The organism is Mycoplana dimorpha, assembly GCF_003046475.1.
Classification (GTDB): domain Bacteria; phylum Pseudomonadota; class Alphaproteobacteria; order Rhizobiales; family Rhizobiaceae; genus Mycoplana; species Mycoplana dimorpha.
This window is the reverse complement of sequence record NZ_PZZZ01000001.1, coordinates 518,906-536,091: the sequence shown is the minus strand read 5'-3', so window position 1 is coordinate 536,091 and position 17,186 is coordinate 518,906. Positions and strand designations below refer to the sequence as shown.

At 65.6% G+C, this 17,186-nt stretch carries 14 protein-coding genes; 7 read left to right on the top strand and 7 right to left on the bottom strand.

Annotated elements, in window-relative coordinates; genetic code table 11:
- Nucleotides 1-17 precede the first annotated feature (17 nt).
- From C7449_RS02515 to C7449_RS02495, 5 genes are all read left to right on the top strand, one after another.
- Entirely contained in the window at nt 18-1,589 is a 1,572-nt protein-coding gene (locus C7449_RS02515; RefSeq protein ID WP_108001174.1) for an undecaprenyl-phosphate glucose phosphotransferase, read from the top strand.
- Nucleotides 1,590-1,642: 53 nt separating this feature from the next.
- Entirely contained in the window at nt 1,643-2,830 is a 1,188-nt protein-coding gene (locus C7449_RS02510; RefSeq protein WP_108001428.1) for an O-antigen ligase family protein, read from the top strand.
- Nucleotides 2,827-3,981 (top strand): glycosyltransferase, encoded by a 1,155-nt coding sequence (locus tag C7449_RS02505; RefSeq protein WP_108001173.1) that lies wholly within the window; start codon nt 2,827-2,829, stop codon nt 3,979-3,981. The genes C7449_RS02510 and C7449_RS02505 overlap by 4 nt, the downstream gene beginning before the upstream one ends.
- Before the next feature lie 16 nt (nt 3,982-3,997).
- Nucleotides 3,998-4,495 carry a phosphatase domain-containing protein gene (locus tag C7449_RS02500; protein WP_108001172.1) on the top strand — a complete coding sequence of 166 codons (498 nt, stop codon included), beginning with the start codon at nt 3,998-4,000 and terminating at the stop codon, nt 4,493-4,495.
- A 144-nt stretch (nt 4,496-4,639) separates the two neighbouring features.
- Nucleotides 4,640-5,998 carry an esterase-like activity of phytase family protein gene (locus tag C7449_RS02495; RefSeq protein WP_108001171.1) on the top strand — a complete coding sequence of 453 codons (1,359 nt, stop codon included), beginning with the start codon at nt 4,640-4,642 and terminating at the stop codon, nt 5,996-5,998.
- A 107-nt stretch (nt 5,999-6,105) separates the two neighbouring features.
- On the opposite strand, the gene ppx is transcribed toward C7449_RS02495, so the two are convergent.
- The 5 genes from ppx to C7449_RS02470 all read right to left on the bottom strand — a co-directional run bounded on the left by ppx (nt 6,106) and on the right by C7449_RS02470 (nt 12,321).
- Nucleotides 6,106-7,626: an exopolyphosphatase gene (gene ppx, locus C7449_RS02490; RefSeq protein WP_108001170.1), complete on the bottom strand. Its 1,521-nt coding sequence runs from the start codon at nt 7,624-7,626 to the stop codon at nt 6,106-6,108.
- A 10-nt stretch (nt 7,627-7,636) separates the two neighbouring features.
- Nucleotides 7,637-9,838, bottom strand: a complete 2,202-nt coding sequence (locus C7449_RS02485; RefSeq protein ID WP_170115772.1) for an RNA degradosome polyphosphate kinase — start codon at nt 9,836-9,838, stop codon at nt 7,637-7,639.
- Between the two features lie 64 nt (nt 9,839-9,902).
- A complete protein-coding gene (gene hdaA, locus C7449_RS02480; RefSeq protein ID WP_108001426.1) occupies nt 9,903-10,604 on the bottom strand; it encodes a DnaA regulatory inactivator HdaA in 702 nt (233 codons plus the stop codon).
- A gap of 11 nt (nt 10,605-10,615) precedes the next feature.
- Nucleotides 10,616-11,746, bottom strand: coding sequence for an AI-2E family transporter (locus tag C7449_RS02475; RefSeq protein WP_108001169.1), 1,131 nt, complete (start codon nt 11,744-11,746; stop codon nt 10,616-10,618).
- 32 nt (nt 11,747-11,778) lie between these two features.
- Nucleotides 11,779-12,321, bottom strand: a complete 543-nt coding sequence (locus C7449_RS02470) for a CDP-alcohol phosphatidyltransferase family protein (protein WP_108001168.1) — start codon at nt 12,319-12,321, stop codon at nt 11,779-11,781.
- A 210-nt stretch (nt 12,322-12,531) separates the two neighbouring features.
- On the opposite strand from C7449_RS02470, the gene purM reads away from it, so the two are divergent.
- Together purM and purN are read left to right on the top strand one after the other, a co-directional pair.
- Nucleotides 12,532-13,605: a phosphoribosylformylglycinamidine cyclo-ligase gene (gene purM / locus C7449_RS02465; RefSeq protein WP_108001167.1), complete on the top strand. Its 1,074-nt coding sequence runs from the start codon at nt 12,532-12,534 to the stop codon at nt 13,603-13,605.
- A complete protein-coding gene (purN, locus tag C7449_RS02460; protein WP_108001166.1) occupies nt 13,602-14,270 on the top strand; it encodes a phosphoribosylglycinamide formyltransferase in 669 nt (222 codons plus the stop codon). Before purM ends, purN begins: the two co-directional genes overlap by 4 nt.
- Nucleotides 14,271-14,438: 168 nt before the next feature.
- Here purN and C7449_RS02455 read toward each other — a convergent pair whose 3' ends face one another.
- Nucleotides 14,439-15,023, bottom strand: a complete 585-nt coding sequence (locus C7449_RS02455; RefSeq protein WP_108001165.1) for an NUDIX domain-containing protein — start codon at nt 15,021-15,023, stop codon at nt 14,439-14,441.
- Nucleotides 15,020-17,140, bottom strand: a complete 2,121-nt coding sequence (locus C7449_RS02450) for a molybdopterin-containing oxidoreductase family protein (RefSeq protein ID WP_170115771.1) — start codon at nt 17,138-17,140, stop codon at nt 15,020-15,022. The genes C7449_RS02455 and C7449_RS02450 overlap by 4 nt, the downstream gene beginning before the upstream one ends.
- Between the last annotated feature and the right edge of the window lie 46 nt (nt 17,141-17,186).

Genomic DNA, 17,186 nt, shown 5'->3' with positions numbered 1-17,186 from the left:
GGAGAAGGACGCCCGCCATGAACCACATCGACAAGCCAGAGGCCTTCGATCCGAACAACATGCGGCGCAAGGTTTCCGAACTGCGCGCCATCGCACCCGCCAAGCGTGCCGATGAGGCAGATGACAACGCCGAGGTTGAGCTTAATCCGCTGGCCCGACAGATCGCTTTGCAGTTCCGGGCGGAAAACTACTCCCCGACGATGATCACCGGGCTGCTGCGGCTGCTGGAATTCGCGGCGCTGTTCGCAATCGGTTGCGCCATCACGGTATTCTACGTCGCACCCGGCTTCGATATGATGCTGCTCTACATCGGCGAGGCCGCGGCCGGCGCTGCACTCGGCGTGCTGGTCCTTCACCTTGCCGATACCTACCAGATTCCGTCTCTTCGCGCTGCTTGGCGCATGATACCCCGGCTTCTCGGCGCCTGGGGCGTCTCCTTTGCCACGATGGCGCTCGCTCTCTTCTTCTTCAAGACGGCGCACGAGACGTCCCGGGTCTGGTTCGTCCTGTGGTTCGTGCTTGGCGCAGCCTATCTGATCGTCGAGCGGCAACTGATCGCCTACGCGATCCGCCGCTGGGCGCGCAACGGAACGATGGAGCGTCGCGCCGTCATTGCCGGCGGCGGCGAGCCGGCAAAGGAACTGATCCGCGCGCTCGAACGCCAGCCGGAGAACGACATCCGCATCTGCGGCATCTTCGACGACCGCGGCGAGCACCGCTCGCCCTCGGTCATCGCCGGTTACCCCAAGCTCGGGACCATCGCCGAACTGGTCGAGTTCGCCCGGCTCGCGCGCATCGACATGCTGATCATCTCGCTGCCGCTTTCGGCCGAAGCGCGCATCCTGTCGCTGCTGAAGACGCTCTGGGTGCTGCCGGTCGACATCCGGCTCGCCGCGCACGCCAACAAGCTGCGCTTCCGCCCCCGCAGCTATTCCAAGGTCGGCGCCGTCCCGCTCCTCGACATCTTCGACAAGCCGATCGCCGACTGGGATTCAGTTGCAAAGCGCGCCTTCGACATCGTCTTCAGCCTGCTGGCGCTGTTGCTGCTATGGCCGGTTTTCATCGGCGCGGCGCTGGCGGTGAAGTTTACCTCCCCCGGTCCGATCATCTTCCGGCAGAAGCGCCACGGCTTCAACAACGAGATCATCGAGGTCTACAAGTTCCGCTCGATGTATGCGGACAAGGGCGATCCTACCGCCAGGGCCGCCGTCACCAAGGGCGATCCGCGCGTCACCGCCGTCGGGCGCTTCCTGCGCAAATCCTCGATCGACGAGTTGCCGCAGATCTTCAACGTGCTGAAGGGCGAACTGTCGCTGGTCGGCCCGCGGCCGCATGCCATCCAGGCCCAGTCCCACGATCGCAGATACGTCGACGTTGTCGACGGCTACTTCGCCCGCCACCGGGTCAAGCCCGGTGTGACCGGCTGGGCGCAGATCAACGGTTGGCGCGGCGAGATCGATCATGACGACAAGATCCGCTACCGTACCGAGTTCGACCTCTACTACATCGAAAACTGGTCGCTGCTGTTCGACCTGCAGATCCTGTTCCTCACGCCGTTCCGGCTGCTCAATACGGAAAACGCCTATTGAGCGCCACCCTCGCGACACCTCAGGTCTTGCGGCCGCAGCTTGCGACCATCGGCATGATCGCCTCGGCGCTGATCTCGTTCGGGGTCTTCCTGTCCGGTTTCGTTATCGCCGAGCCGGCGCCTTACGAGCTGTTCATGGCCGGGCTGATCGGAGTCTGGGCAATACTCGGGCTTAGCATCTCCCGCAGTGTTGCGCCGCTCTTGGTGCTCTCCCTCACCTTCAACGTCGGCGGGATGCTGTCACTCACCGTCATGCAGGAAATGGCCGGCGGGCCGATGTACGTCGCCGTCTCCCTGTTCCTGGCGCTCTCGTCGGTCTTCTTCGCCGCCGTCGTCGAAGCGAAGCCGCAAAGGCTGCTGCTGATCTTCCGGGCTTGGGTGGCCAGTGCGCTGATCACTGCCACCCTCGGCGTTCTCGGCTATTTCCACGCCTTTCCCGGCAGCGAGGCCTTCACCCTCTACGATCGGGCAAAAGGCGCTTTCCAGGATCCGAACGTCTTCGGCCCGTTCCTCGTCGTCCCTGCCCTGTACCTTCTGCATGGAATCCTGGCGGATCGGCTCGCGCAGGCACCTTTGCGGGTCGCCGGGCTGCTCGTGATCGCGCTCGGTCTCTTTCTGTCCTTTTCACGCGCGGCCTGGGCGCTCTTCCTCTTTTCTGCCGTCGCGATGGTCTTCTTCATGCTGCTGAAGGAACGCACTAGCGCCTTCCGGCTGAAAATCCTGATCCTCAGCCTCTCGGCCGTTTGCGTGATGGTCGTCGCCCTGGTCATCGCATTGCAGGTGCCGCAGGTCGCCGATCTCTTCTCCAGCCGCACCCAGCTCGTACAGGACTATGACGGCGGTCATCTCGGCCGTTTCGCCCGCCATCGCCTGGGCTTCCTGATGGCGATGGAGCATCCGCTCGGCATCGGACCAATGGTCTTCAGCACGATCTTTCCCGAGGACGAGCACAACATCTGGCTGAAATCGCTGACCAGCTATGGCTGGCTCGGCTTCCTCTGCTACCTGACGCTGGTCTGCTGGACGCTCTGGGTCGGCTTGCGCTACCTCCTGCGGGACCGCCCGTGGCAGCCGTTCCTGATGATCGCCTACATCGCATTCGTCGGTCATACGGCGATCGGCTTCGTCATCGACACCGACCACTGGCGTCACTTCTATCTGATCGTGGGCATCCTGTGGGGCTGTTTCGCGCTCGAGCAGCGGCACGGGCAATACGCTGGTTGCGATCGGCGGTCTTCATGAGCCCGAACCGGAAAAAGGGGATCCGGCCTTTGCGCCTGCTGCAGGTGCTCGAGCCCAGCGGCGGCGGCTCCGGCCGCCATTTCATCGACCTCTGCCGGGGGCTCAAGGAGCGCGGCCACGCAGTCCACGCCGTCTACTCGCCGCGGCGCGCCGAGGAGCGCTTCGTCAGCGAACTGGCGTCGCTCGGGCTGGACGGCGTTTACGCGGTCGACATGGCGCGCTCGGTCGGCGCGTCCGACATCGCCTCTTATGCAAAGCTGCGCCGTCTGATCCGTGTGCACGGGCCGTTTGATATCATCCATGGGCACAGTTCCAAGGCCGGTGCACTGGCGCGGCTGCGCCTGCCCGGCCGCCGCGCCGCGCGAGTCTACACGCCACACGCCTTCCGGACGATGGATCCGACGCTCGGCAAAGCCGGCCGCATTGCCTACGGCATGATCGAGCGGTTTCTTGCGCTGCTTTTCACCGAACGCCTCATCTGCGTCTCGGCCGACGAATATGCCCACGCCCGGGCAATCGGCGTGCCGCGCCGCAAGCTGTCGATCGTCGTCAACGGCGTGGAAGCGCCGCCTGAAGGGCTGCGCAGCTCGCTCCGGGAACAGCTTGCCATTCCCGCCGATGCGCTGGTCTTCGGCTTCATCGGCCGCCTTACCCGGCAAAAGGCGCCCGAACGCCTGGTCGACGCCTTTACGATCGCCGCAGCGAACCTTCCGCACGCCCGGCTTCTGATGGTCGGCGCCGGCGAACTGGAGGAGGACGTGCGCCGGCGGATCGAAGCGAGCCCGGCGGGCGGGCGGATCTATCTCAACAACCGGTTCACCGGCCCGCAGGCCATGGACGCGATCGACGCTCTGGTGATGCCGAGCCGCTACGAGGCGATGTCATATGTGATGCTCGAGGCCGCCGCCGCCGGCAAACCGCTGATCCTTTCCGAGGTCGGCGGCGCCTCGACGGTACTCGACGACGATCGCAACGGCATCCTCGTACCCAACGACGACGATCCGTCTCAACTCGCCGCCGCGATGGTGCGGCTTGCCGATCCGCTGAGGCTGGAGGGCTACGTCGAAGCCGCCGCGCAGCGCAAGGGCGACTACGGACTGCCACGAATGATCGCCGAGACCGAGGCGATCTATCGCAGCCTCGCCAGGTAGCGTGTAGAATACCGGCATGATCACGCCGGAACCCTTCACCATCGCCACGGTTCCGCTCGCCGGCGGCGGGCGGCTCGGCATCAGCCAGATACCCGGACGCAGCGGCGAATACGTCTCGGACCTCAAGGCGATCGCCGCCTGGGGCGCGGATGCCGTCGTCTCGACGACCGACCAGGTCGAGATGGAGGCCCGCGGCTGCAGTGATCTCGGTCTTCGGCTCAGGTCGATGAAGATCGACTGGTTCCACCTGCCCGTCCGCGACTTCGGCGGCCCGGCCGAGCAATGCAAGGATGGCTGGAGAGAACTCTCGCCCAGGCTGCACGAAATCCTCGGCAGGGGCGGCGGGGTGCTCGTCCATTGTCATGGCGGGCACGGGCGTTCCGGCATGGTGGCGCTGCGGCTGCTCGTCGAACGCGGCGAGGACCCGGAGACCGCCCTCCGCCGCATCCGCGCCGTCCGGCCCGGCGCGGTGCAGACCGAGGCGCAGTACCGCTGGGCAGCGGCGCCGCGTTAGATCGGCCGTCGCCCGGCGTGCCGCGCGGCCGTGCCGGCCAGCACCGGCTTCAGTCACGAAAGCTTCAGCCAACTGTCAAGGCGGGGTCATCCGTTGCCTCTACTCGGGAGGACGTCTTCATCCTTCCAACACGAGGTGAATTTCATGACGAAAGCGATACTGGCCGGCACGACGCTCGCCCTTCTCCTCTCCGGCGCCGCTGTCGCCGCCGACAAGGAATTTCCGGCCACCCTCAAGGCGCACGCCATCCTGCCCGCCAACACCATTCTCCCCGCCCCTGCCGATGCCGCCGACTACCTGAAGACCTCGGGCAAGTTCACCACCGCCGACCGCAAACGCACCGAAGCCCTTGGAACTATTGCCGGCAAGGACGGCGTGCGCCCGACCGGCCTGTCGCTGCCGTTCGACGGCCAGCCGATGCAGGGCTTTTCCGGCATCAAGGCGATGGACGACGGCAGCTTCTGGACGCTGTCGGACAACGGTTTCGGCAACAAGTTGAACTCGACCGACGCGATGCTGATGATCCACAACATCAAGTTCGACTGGGACAACGGCAAGGTCGAGCCGGTCAAGACCGTGTTCCTCTCCGATCCGGACAAGAAGGCGCCCTTCCCGATCGTCATGGAAGGGTCTGCGGCCCGCTACCTGACCGGCGGCGACTTCGACGTGGAATCGATCCAGCCGGTGGCTGACGGTTTCTGGATCGGCGAGGAATTCGGCCCGTACATCCTGAAGTTCGACCGCGACGGCAAGCTGACCGACGTGATCGCCACGGAAGTCGACGGCAAGCCGGTCATCTCACCGGACAATGCCACGCTCGCCGTGCCGGCCGATCCATCCAAGAAGATGCCCGCCTTCAACCTGAAGCGCTCCGGCGGCTACGAGGGTCTGGCGCTGTCGAAGGACGGCACGAAGCTCTACGGCCTGCTGGAAGGCCCGCTCTGGGTCGACAGCGAATCCGTCGAACAGGCAGAAGGCCGCCCGGCGCTGCGCATCATCGAACTCGACGTCGCCGGCAAGGCCTGGACCGGCCGCAGCTGGCTCTATCCGCTGGCCGAAGGCGGCGAGGCGATCGGCGACTTCAACATGCTGGACGAGACGACGGCGCTCGTGATCGAGCGCGACAACGGCGTCGGCACGCTGGACAAGGCCTGCGGCGATCCGAAGGACCCGAAGCCGGACTGCTTCGCCGTCGCCTCGAAGGTCAAGCGAATCTACAAGATCGAGATGAACGACAACAACGTCGGCAAGGCCGTGCGCAAGATCGGCTATATCGACCTGCTGAAGATCGCCGATCCGGACAACAAGAAGCGCCAGGGCGGCGGCGACGGCTTCTACGACATGCCGTTCCTGACGATCGAGAACGTCGACCGGGTTGACGAGACCCATATCGTCGTCGGCAACGACAACAATCTGCCGTTCTCCGCCGGGCGCTTCATCGACAGGGTCGACGACAATGAGTTCGTGCTGATCGAAGCGGGCGAACTGCTGAAGGCGGAGTGAGCGCGTCTAAAGACAACGGGGCGGCGTCATCGCCGCCCTGAACCTGCCGGGTTGCCGCCCGGTGTTCGCTAGCCGACGGTAATGGGCAGCCGAAATACTCCGCTCGCCTATTCAAAGACGAAGGCGATCCGCTTGCCGGTCAGCTTCGAGAGTTGCTGCAGCCGCCCCTCCAGGCGCTCACCGGCGAACTCCGAACATCCGGTCGGCGCGACGAACTCGAGGTCCAGGTCGGACGCCTTGGCCGGGCGGATAGCGAGGCAGGGCACGATTCCCGGCATCGAGGCCGAGAAGAGATAGACGATGCGAAGCAGGCCACCCAGCAGCTTTGCCATCCTCAGCAGGCGAGGCGTCGCAATGGTGGCGAGCGAACTTGAGACGCCGTCGTCGCAGAGCCCCTCGAAGCGGTAGTAGTTGGCGAGCGCGATATAGGCACGCCCGGGATGGCTGATGCCGGTAAACGTGCCGTGCGAGATGATGTTCAGTGCCTGCAGGCCGCGATAATCCGGGTGAGCCCGCCAGCTGATGTCGGCGAGCAGACAGGCGGCCCGGCGATAGCGCCCCTCCTCGACGCTTTCCTCAATATCGAACAGGGGCATCATGCGGCCGGTCCAGTCGGCGAGCTCGCGCGCGTGTTCCGGCGAGCGGGCGCGCAGGATGGCCAGTTCACCGGCCGCCGAAAGCAGCGGATCGCGCACCTTCTCGGCCTCGGGCAGCAGCGAGAACAGGTAGCCCTCGCGAACGCCTTGCGCGGAGAAGCAGATCCGGGCCGGGCGCATCAGAGCGATCGCCTCCTGCATGGCGACGGCGCCGTAGGGAAGGAGCGTGCGGCGGAGCTTGGAGATCGCCGCATAGGCGGGGTCCTTGGTATCCTTCGTCGTCACGACATAGGTGAGGAAGTCCATCGCCTCGTCATAGGAGATCTCGTAGCCCTGCATCATGTGCAGTGGGTAGCTGTTCACCTCCATGTGCAGCTTGGCGATCGAACGCCAGGTGCCGCCGACGGCGTAGAAGGTTCGCCCCGCACCGTGCTTCAACAGGCCGGCGGTCTTGAGGTACTTGCGGGCGATGACGCGCGCCTGCGCCACCGAGCCGGCCGACGTCTCCGACAGGCGGATGCCGCCGAGCGGCAGCGTCATCCTGTCGCCGATCACGTCAGCGGCGACATCGACCAGTTCCAGAGAGCCACCGCCGAGGTCGCCGACGATCCCGTCCGGGTCGTGAAAGCCGCTGATGATGCCAAGGGCGGAGAAATAGGCTTCCTCGTCGCCTGAAAGGACCCGGACCGGGTGCTCGAGAATTGCCTCGGCCCGCTCGATGAAGGCCGGGCCGTTCTCGGCCTCGCGCGAAGCCGCTGTTGCCAGCGCGAACATCTGCGTCGCACGGGCCTGGTCCGACAGGGCCTTGAAGCGGCGCAGGGCGGCCAGCGCGCGCTCGACGCTGGCCTCGTCCATGCGGCCGGTCTTGGCCAGTCCCTTGCCGAGGCCGCACATGACCTTTTCGTTGAAAAGGATGGCCGGGGCGCGGATCATCCCCTCGTAGATGACGAGGCGTATCGAGTTCGACCCGATGTCGACGACCGATACCGGGGCAATCCCCGGCAGGCGCCCCTGCGCTTCCGATTCAACCATAAAAGTCCAGTTACCGTTTGCGCTGGCTCTTCCAGCCGGCGATCGCCTTCGGCGCGCTCGACTTCAAGGCTTCACCCCGGCCCGACAGGCTCGGGTTGGTCATGAAATAGTGCTGTGCATTGAACGGCTCGGTACCGGGCGGCACCTGCATTCGCTGCGACGTCCCGTCGGGCAGGATCTCGTAACTCTGCTGGTTGTCGATCAGATTGCCCAGCATGATTTGCGACAGGACCTGCTCGTGCACGGTGTGGTTGGTCAGGGGAACCAGCGTTTCGACGCGCCGGTCCAGGTTGCGCGGCATCATATCCGCCGAGCCTATATAGACGAGCGCTTTCTCGGAGGGAAGCCCGTGGCCGTTGCCGAAACAGAAGATGCGGGAATGCTCCAGGAAGCGGCCGACGATCGACTTGACGCGGATGTTGTCCGACAGTCCCGGAACCTGCGGCCGCAGGCAGCAGATGCCGCGCACGACGAGATCGATCTCCGCGCCGGCCTGGCTGGCACGGTAGAGCGCGTCGATGATCTCGGGATCCACCAGCGAATTCATCTTCATCCAGATCGCGGCCGGGCGTCCGGCCTTGGCATGCTCGATCTCCTGCTCGATGTGCTGAAGCATGCGTGGCCGCAGCGTATGCGGCGAGACGGCGATCTTCATATCCGCCTCGGGCTCGCCGTAGCCGGTGATGAAATTGAAGATATCGGCCATGTCGTGGGCGATGTCGGGATCGCAGGTGAAGAACGACAGGTCCGTATAGATCTTCGCCGTCACCGGGTGGTAGTTGCCGGTACCGAGATGGCAATAGCTGCGCAGCTTGCCCTCCTCGCGGCGGACGACCAGCGACATCTTGGCGTGGGTCTTCAACTCGATGAAGCCGAAGACGACCTGCACGCCGGCGCGCTCCAGGTCACGGGCCCAGCGGATGTTCGCCTCCTCGTCGAAGCGGGCCTTCAACTCCACCAGCGCCGTTACCGACTTGCCGGCCTCGGCCGCATCGATCAGGGCGCGTACGATCGGGCTGTCGTTGGAGGTGCGGTAGAGCGTCTGCTTGATCGCCACCACATCCGGGTCGCGGGCGGCCTGGAGCAGGAACTGCACCACGACGTCGAACGATTCGTAGGGATGGTGGACGACCATGTCCTTTTCGCGGATGGCAGCGAAACAGTCGCCGGCGTGTTCGCGGACCCGCTCGGGAAAGCGTGCATTGTAGGGCTCGAAGCGCAGGTCGTTGCGCGGCGCCCTGGTGATCTCCGACAGCGTGTTGAGCGCCAGCAGGCCCGGCAGGACGGCGACCCGGTTTTCGGGCACGCCGAGCTCGTTGACGACGAAGTGGCGGAGCGATGCCGGCATCTCGGAATCGGTCTCGATGCGGATAACCGAGCCGCGGCGGCGGCGCTTCAGCGCCGTCTCGAAGAATCGAACGAGATCCTCCGCCTCCTCCTCGACCTCGATGTCGCTGTCGCGGATGATGCGGAAGGTGCCGGACCCCTGCACCTCGTAGCCCGGGAACAGCCTGTCGATGAACAGGCCGACGACGTCCTCAAGCGTGATGTAGCGGATCACCGCGCCGTCGTCCGGCAGGCGGGTGAAGCGATCGAGCGCGGTCGGCAGGCGCAGCAGCGCGGTCATCGGCTCGCGCCCCAACTTGCTGATGAGCTGCAGGCCGATCGAAAAGCCGAGATTGGGGATGAAGGGAAACGGATGAGCCGGGTCGATCGAGAGTGGGGTCAGGACGGGGAAGATCGCCTGCTCGAATTCCTGGGCGAGCCAGATCCGGTCGTCGGGCTTCAGGGCCGCGGGGCGGACGATGACGATGTCTTCCCCGGCAAGATACTGCTGCAGGACGGCAAGCGAGGCCTGCTGCTCCATCTGCAGGTTGTCGATCTCCTTGAGGATGTCGTCGAGCTGCTCGGCCGACGTCTTGCCGTCGGGGCTGCGAATCGCAAGCCCCTGCCGCACCTGGCCCTCGAGGCCGGCGACGCGCACCATGAAGAACTCGTCGAGGTTGGCGGCCGAGATTGACAGGAAGCGAACGCGCTCCAGCAGCGGATGGGCCGCGTTCAGCGTTTCCTCGAGAACGCGCCGGTTGAACTGCAGCCAGGAAAACTCGCGGTTCACGAAGCGTTCGGGGCTGCTCATCAGATCCTGGACGGAAGGAGGATTGTCCTTCGCCGGCTTTTCGGCGCCGGGCGCCGTTGTCGTCGTTGCATCCATTCCGATCACCGCCCTGTTGTTCTTTTCCGGCTGCTAACGCAGTTTGACGTCGGTTCCGTGACAGTCAATCCTCGAGTTCCACAGCCTCTCCCGCCGCCATCCGTCCCAGCACCTCCTGCGCCAGGGCGCGCGTGATGCGGCTGCCGCGCGCCAGCGCCAGGTGATCGATGCGCTCGACGAGCCTCTGCGCGGCATCGAGCGAACGCTCCATGCGGGCAACGATGTAGGCGACAAGGCGGTCATCGACGAAAAGCTGCCGGTCGGCGAAGAGCTTGACGATGACCTGCGTCAGAAGCTCGTCGTCAGGCTCGCCGATCTCGACGACCGTCGCCGCCTTCAGCCGCGAACGCAGGTCCGGCAGTTCGACCGGCCACGACATCGGCCACAGCCGGCTCGTCATCAGAAGCGTGTGGCCGTGCTGGCGGACGTTGTTGATGACGTGGAAGAGCGAGCGGTCTTCGAAGCCCTGGCGGTCGACGTCCTCGAACAGGACAGGCCCGGCGGCCGCGGCCTCTTCGGCGCCGGTGCCCTCGATCGGGTGGATGTCCACAGCGCCGGACTTTTCACGCCATATGGAGGCCAGGTGCGACTTGCCGGAGCCGACCGGGCCGGCCAGGATAACCACCGGCGACGGCCAGTGCGGCCAGGCGTCGACCACGGTGACGGCGGCGCTCAACGGGTCGGAGATCAGCAGATCATCCCGCCCTGATGCCGGGACGTGCTGGAATTCCAGCGGCAATTGTTCGGAGACCTTCGGCGTTTTCATGTCAGTTCGGGTCATGGCTTCGGCGACGAAGCCGTTTCTTTTTCCTTGGCGACAGGAAGAGTGCTCTGGCCGTGGTAGAGGTCGCTGTCAAGGTAGCGCTGCAGCCCGAAGCGGACAAGCACGCCGACCGCGGCGGCGGCCGGCACGGCGACCAGCAGTCCGACGAAGCCGAACAGGGCGCCGAAGGCAAACAGCGCGAACATCAGCCAGACCGGATGCAGCCCGACCTGCGAGCCGACGAGCTTCGGCTGCAGGATGTTGCCCTCGACGAACTGGCCAGAGAAGAACACCGCCATCACGGCGCCGATCCACAGGTAATCCGGCCAGAACTGGACAATGGCGACGCCCACCGAAAGCACCAGCCCCACCATCGAGCCGACATAGGGCACGAAGCTGATGGCGCCGGCGAATAGCCCTATCAGCAACCCGAAATTGAGACCGACCACGGAGAGCCCGATGCCGTAGTAAAGGCCGAGGATGATGCAGATCGAGCCCTGCCCGCGCACGAAACCGGCGATCGCCGTGTTCATCTCGGTGGCGATCTGGCGCACGGTCTCCACATGCTGGCGCGGCACCCAGCTGTCCACCTTGGCGATCATGCGGTCCCAGTCGAGCAGCAGGTAGAAGGCGACGACCGGGGTAACGATCAGGAGCGAGGCGATGTCGACGATCGCAAGGCCCGAGTTCCAGATCTGCTTGAAGATCGTGCCGAGCAGCCCCGCGCCTTCGGCGAGAACCCCGGCAAAGCCTTGCTTGATCGCGCCCATCTGGCTCGAGATCCAGGGCGGCAGGATGTCGGGATTGAAGCTCGTCACCAGCGATTGCAGTTGCGCCAGATAGCCCGGCAGCTTCGACAGCAGGTCGGAGGCCTGGGTGGCAAGCAGCGGGATGACGATCATCAGCGACAGGGCGAAGACGACGATGAAGGCGACCAGGATGACGAAAGTCGCCATGGTGCGGCTGAGGCCGATCCGCTCGAGCCGGTCGGCGACGGGATCGAGGAAGTAGGCGAGCGCCATGCCGGCCACGAAGGGTAGCAGGATCGAACTGAACACCAGCAGGAATAGAACGAGGAAGGCGAGCGCCAGCAGCCAGAAGGTGACCTGGCGCTTCAGTCCCGCTCCGCTGATGGGCGTCGGCATGTTGCCTCTTTGCTCGCTGCTGTTTCCATTGGTCACGGCGCCATCACTCCCCGCATCAGGCGCATCCATATGCTGAGATAGGCCGCACCGGAGACGATGGTCAAGGTGGCGGTCAAGAGGACCATGGCCGAGATGACCGGGCCCGCCGCGATACCGAAGGCGCGATCGGCGAGAACGAGCACGATGAGAAGAACCTGGGCGACCGTGTTGGCCTTGGAGACGAGGATCGGCCGTGCTTCGAGAGGCTTTCCGACGCTGCGCGACAACAGCACCGCGCTGACGATCAGAACGTCGCGTCCGACCACGAGCAGGACAATCCAGGCCGGCAGGAAGCCAAGGTAGCCGGACAGGCCATAGGCGCTCGCCATCAGCAGCTTGTCGGCAATCGGATCGAGCCAGGCGCCGAACGCTGTTTCCTGCTTCCAGCGTCGCGCCAAAAAGCCGTCGATGCCGTCCGAGACGCCGGCGGCGAGAAAGAGGAGGAAGGCAACCTGCATTGCGCCGTCCAGCAAAGCCCATCCGAAGATCGGAACCGCCGCCAGCCGCGCCACAGTGATCACATTCGGTAACGTCATGACCTCCCGATTCCTCGAGCCCCCAGGTTTGCCCGCCCAGGTCCGCCCGCAATGTGGCGTTCACCGGAGGCGAATTAAAGTCCCCGGGCCGGACAGCCGGCCTGATGGGCAGATTCCTTCGAAAGGTCCCGGCAAATGCGGGCATAATGCTTGCACTTGCGGCCCCGGCATGCCAATCGGGCGCGATCACCGACCAGCGGAGAGCCGAGCATGAGCCAGTCTGAGAAAAACGGCCTGACCTACAGCGATGCGGGCGTCGACATCGACGCTGGCAACCTGCTGGTCGAGAAGATCAAGCCGGCCGTGCGCTCGACGCGTCGCCCCGGCGCCGACGGCGAGATCGGCGGCTTCGGCGGCTTGTTCGACCTGAAGGCCGCAGGCTTCACCGATCCGGTGCTGGTTGCCGCCAATGACGGCGTCGGCACCAAGCTGAAGATCGCGATCGACGCCGACAAGCACGACACCGTCGGCATCGACCTTGTCGCCATGTGCGTCAACGACCTCGTCGTGCAGGGCGCGGAGCCGCTGTTCTTCCTCGACTACTTCGCCACCGGCAAGCTCGACCCCGACCAGGGTGCGGCGATCGTCGGCGGCATCGCCGAGGGCTGCCGGCAAGCCGGCTGCGCGCTGATCGGCGGCGAGACGGCAGAGATGCCCGGCATGTATGCCGGCGGCGACTATGACCTTGCCGGGTTTGCCGTCGGCGCCGCCGAGCGCGGCAAGCTGCTGCCGGCCGGCGACATCGTCGAGGGCGACGTGATCCTTGGGCTTGCTTCCTCCGGCGTCCACTCGAACGGTTATTCGCTGGTGCGCAAGATCGTGGCGCTGTCCGGGCTTGCCTGGGATGCCCCTGCCCCGTTCTCGGCCGGCCAGACGCTGGCCGAGGCGCTGATGACGCCGACGAAGATCTACGTGAAGCCGCTTCTGAAGGCGATCCGCGAGACCGGTGCGATCAAGGCGCTGGCCCACATCACCGGCGGCGGCTTTCCGGAAAACATTCCGCGCGTGCTGCCGAAGCAACTTGCCGCCGAGATCGACCTCGACGCGGTCAAGGCGCCGGCCGTCTTCGCCTGGCTCTCCAAGATCGGCGGCGTGGCCGCGAACGAGATGCTGCGCACCTTCAACTGCGGCGTCGGCATGATCGCCGTCGTGGCGGCCGGCGACGTCGAGCGGGTCAGCGCCGTGCTCGAAGCCGAGGGCGAGACCGTGTTCACCCTCGGGCGGATGGTTGCCCGCACGGAAGGCGCGCCCGGCACCAGCTACAAGGGCACACTCGCCCTATGATTTCGGGCACCTCCCGCAAGCGCGTCGTCGCCTTCATCTCCGGCAGCGGCTCGAACATGCTGACGCTGGCAAAGGCCTGCGCGGCGGCGGACTTTCCGGCCGAAATCGTCGCGGTGTTCTCCGACAAGCCGGACGCGGGCGGGCTGGAAAAGGCGCAGGCCCTCGGCATCCCGACCTTCGTCTTCCCGCGCAAGGATTTCGCCTCCAAGGAAGCGCATGAGGAGGCGATCCTTGCCGAGCTGGACCGCCAGCGGCCGGACATCATCTGCCTCGCCGGCTACATGCGGCTGCTCTCCGGGCGCTTCATCGCCCGCTACGAGGGCCGGATCCTCAACATACACCCCTCGCTCCTCCCCCTCTTCCCCGGCCTCGACACCCACCGGCGCGCCATCGACGCGGGCATGAAGATCGCCGGCTGCACCGTACACTTCGTGACCGAGGGGATGGACGAAGGCCCGGCGATCGTGCAGGCGGCGGTGCCGGTGCTTGCCGGCGACACGCCGGCCGACCTCGCCGCCCGCGTGCTCACCGTCGAACACCAGGCCTATCCGCTGGCGCTGCGGCTGATGGCCGAGGGCAGCGTTCGGATGGAAAACGGCAGGGCCGTCGCGACGGAAACAGGCGGGGCCACGGAATCTGTCCCCCTCATCTCCTCCGGTCTCTGACAGCTACTCTCGAAAGACCGCTTCCCGTCATCCCGGCCTTGAGCCGGGATCCAGCAGCGCGCGTCTGCGGCGCGAAAGACTCCCTTCGCTCAAGGACTGAGCGCGCTGGATGCCGGACCAAGCCCGGCATGACGAGAAATCCGGGTGCGCAAGCTCACCGCACCATCGCTACTTCCGCTGCAGCAGCGCCCACTGGATCAGCATGATCGTCTTGGCGTCGCAGATCTCGCCGGTCTCGATCATCCGCGCGGCGTCGTCCAGCTTCACCTCGACCACCTCGATATCCTCGTGCTCGTGGTCGAGGCCGCCGCCCTCGCCTTCGCGGATCGAAGCGTCGACCTCGGCGGCGAAGAAATCGATGGTTTCGGTCACCGCGCCGGGGCTCATGAACACGCGGAACAGGAACTTCACCTCATCGATCCGGTATCCCGTCTCCTCCATCACCTCGCGGCGGATGACGTCGGCGGGATGGTCGCCGTCGAGCAGCCCGGCGGGCGTTTCCAGGAGCCAGCCGGAATGGCCGTTCCGGTTGGCCGGCATGCGGAACTGGCGGACGAGGATGATGGTATCTCGCTTGCGGTCCTGCAGCAGGATGGTGGAACCGTTGCCGCGGTCGTAGACCTCGCGCTTCAGCCGGACGGTGTGCCCGTCCGAGCCGGTATAGTCGTACGTGACGTTGCGAAGGTGATACCAGTTGTCCGAGAGCGTCTCGTCCGAGACGATCTCGATCTTCGCGTCGCGGAACTTCGTCATGCCGTCGCTTTCGAAAGCCAGACGCGGTTGTCGTGCAGGGCGGCACCGCCATAGGGCGCCACCGGATCGGCGCCGGTCAACACGTTGATGCCCTCGCCGTCAAGGTGGGCGTCGTTCGGCCAGATGCCCTCGGCGATCAGCACGCCGGACCTGGCCGCGTCGGTGATCTTCGCATGCAGGCGGATCTCGCCGCGCCCGTTGCCGAGCCTGACGACGTCGCCGTCAACCACCCCGTTGGCTTCGGCGTCGTCGGGATGGATCATCACCTCCGGCCGGCCCTCGCGCTCGCGCGACCATTTCATCTCGGTGAAGCTGGAATTGAGGTAGGTGCGCGCCGGCGGCGTGGCGAGGCGGAACGGATGGGCCTCGTCGACCGTCTCGATCACCTCGACGTAGTCGGGGAATTCCGGCAACTCCGCATGCGGGCCGAGCGGTCCGATCGAGGCTGGCGGGCGGTTCGGCGCGGGCGTCTTCGTCCAGTCCGGGCGGAAGCGGAACTTTTTGTCCGGATGGCCGAAGCCGTTCGCGTAGTGGGCGGTTTCGAACTCCGGCTGGCAGTCGATCCATTTTTCTTCCGCAAGCCCGTCATAGTCGATTTCGTAATGCGGCAGCATGCGGGTGATGTGGTCGCGCTCCGAGAGGCCGAACCCCGGCAGATGGGCGACGCCGAGGCGCTTGGCGAGCTCGTCGATGACGAAGAGGTTGGTGCGCACCGTCGACGGCGGCTCGACCAGCTTCGGACCGAGCAGGATGTGCTGGTGGCCGCCGGCGCGATAAAGATCGTCGTGCTCGACGAACATGGTGGCGGGCAGGACGATATCGGCGAGCTTCGCGGTATCCGTCATGAAATGCTCGTGCACGGCGACGAACAAATCATCGCGCAGGAAGCCGCGCTTCACCAGCCGCTGCTCCGGGGCGATGTTGGCCGGATTGGTGTTCTGGATCAGCATGGCCGTGACCGGACCGCGGTGGCGTAGCGCCACCGGATCGCCGGTGAGCACGCGGCCGATCTGCGACTGGTCGAGCTCGCGGATATCCGGATCGACCATGTCGAGGCCCATCAGTTCGCGCTTGTCGAGCCGGAAGATGGCGCCGTTGTTGTGGAAGGCACCGCCGCCCTCGTGCTGCCAGGAGCCGAGCACGGTCGCGACCGAGGCGGCCGCGTGCATCGAGACGGAGCCGTTGCGGCTGCGGGTGAACCCGTAGCCGAGGCGGAAGAAAGTGCGCTTCGTCTCGCCGACGAGGCGGGCGAACGCCTCGATCTCGTCCACCGAAAGCCCGGTGATCGCCGCCGCCCATTCCGGCCCACGCGTGGACAGGTGCGCTTCCAGCCCGGCCGGATCGTCAGCGAATTTTTCCATGTAGGCGCGGTCGGCGTAGCCGTCGCGGAAGGCGATCTGCATGACGGCGCAGGCAAGGGCGGCATCGGTGCCGGGGCGCAGCTTCAGCGCCAGGTCGGCCTGCTTCATCGTCGGGTTGTCGTAGATGTCGATCACGACGATCCTGGCGCCGCGCTCCTTGCGGGCCTTCGTAGCGTGCGTCATCACGTTGACCTGGGTGGAGACGGCGTTCGTGCCCCAGATGACGACGCAATCGGCTTTCGCCATCTCGCGCGGATCGGGACCGCGCAGGCTGCCGGTGCCCATCACGTAACCGGTCCAGGCGGTGTTGGTGCAGATCGAATCGAAGAAACCCGAATAGCGCTTGGCGTGGCGCAGACGATCAATGGAATCGCGCTGCACCTGACCCATCGTGCCGGCATAGTAATAGGGCCAGACGGCCTCGCTGCCCTGTGCCTGCTCGGCCTTGACGAAGGCGTTGGCGATCTCGTCGAGCGCCGCCTCCCAGGAGATGTCCTGCCAGTCGCCGCCGCCCTTCTCGCCCCTGCGGCGCAGCGGCTTCATCAGCCGGTCGGGGTGGTAGAGCCGGTCGGCATAGCGGGCGACCTTGGCGCAGATGACGCCGGCCGTGTAGCTGTTGTCGGCGCTGCCGCGCACCTTGCCGATCCGCCCGTCGGCGCCGATCTCGATGTCGAGCGCGCAGGCGGACGGACAGTCGTGCGGACAGACCGAGTGGCGGACAGTGGTTTTGCCGAGATTGGGGGTCGCAAGGGTCATGGCTTTTCTATATTCCAGAACGAATGCGCCAAGAAGGCAGAATCTT

Coding starts and splice junctions, on each gene's coding strand:
- C7449_RS02450 (WP_170115771.1), bottom strand. CDS start 17,140: ATGACCCTTGCGACCCCCAATCTCGGCAAAACCACTGTCCGCCACTCG.
- C7449_RS02485 (WP_170115772.1), bottom strand. CDS start 9,838: ATGGATGCAACGACGACAACGGCGCCCGGCGCCGAAAAGCCGGCGAAG.
- hdaA (WP_108001426.1), bottom strand. CDS start 10,604: ATGAAAACGCCGAAGGTCTCCGAACAATTGCCGCTGGAATTCCAGCAC.
- C7449_RS02475 (WP_108001169.1), bottom strand. CDS start 11,746: ATGCCGACGCCCATCAGCGGAGCGGGACTGAAGCGCCAGGTCACCTTC.
- C7449_RS02470 (WP_108001168.1), bottom strand. CDS start 12,321: ATGACGTTACCGAATGTGATCACTGTGGCGCGGCTGGCGGCGGTTCCG.
- C7449_RS02455 (WP_108001165.1), bottom strand. CDS start 15,023: ATGACGAAGTTCCGCGACGCGAAGATCGAGATCGTCTCGGACGAGACG.
- C7449_RS02515 (WP_108001174.1), top strand. CDS start 18: ATGAACCACATCGACAAGCCAGAGGCCTTCGATCCGAACAACATGCGG.
- C7449_RS02500 (WP_108001172.1), top strand. CDS start 3,998: ATGATCACGCCGGAACCCTTCACCATCGCCACGGTTCCGCTCGCCGGC.
- purN (WP_108001166.1), top strand. CDS start 13,602: ATGATTTCGGGCACCTCCCGCAAGCGCGTCGTCGCCTTCATCTCCGGC.
- ppx (WP_108001170.1), bottom strand. CDS start 7,626: ATGGTTGAATCGGAAGCGCAGGGGCGCCTGCCGGGGATTGCCCCGGTA.
- C7449_RS02510 (WP_108001428.1), top strand. CDS start 1,643: ATGATCGCCTCGGCGCTGATCTCGTTCGGGGTCTTCCTGTCCGGTTTC.
- purM (WP_108001167.1), top strand. CDS start 12,532: ATGAGCCAGTCTGAGAAAAACGGCCTGACCTACAGCGATGCGGGCGTC.
- C7449_RS02505 (WP_108001173.1), top strand. CDS start 2,827: ATGAGCCCGAACCGGAAAAAGGGGATCCGGCCTTTGCGCCTGCTGCAG.
- C7449_RS02495 (WP_108001171.1), top strand. CDS start 4,640: ATGACGAAAGCGATACTGGCCGGCACGACGCTCGCCCTTCTCCTCTCC.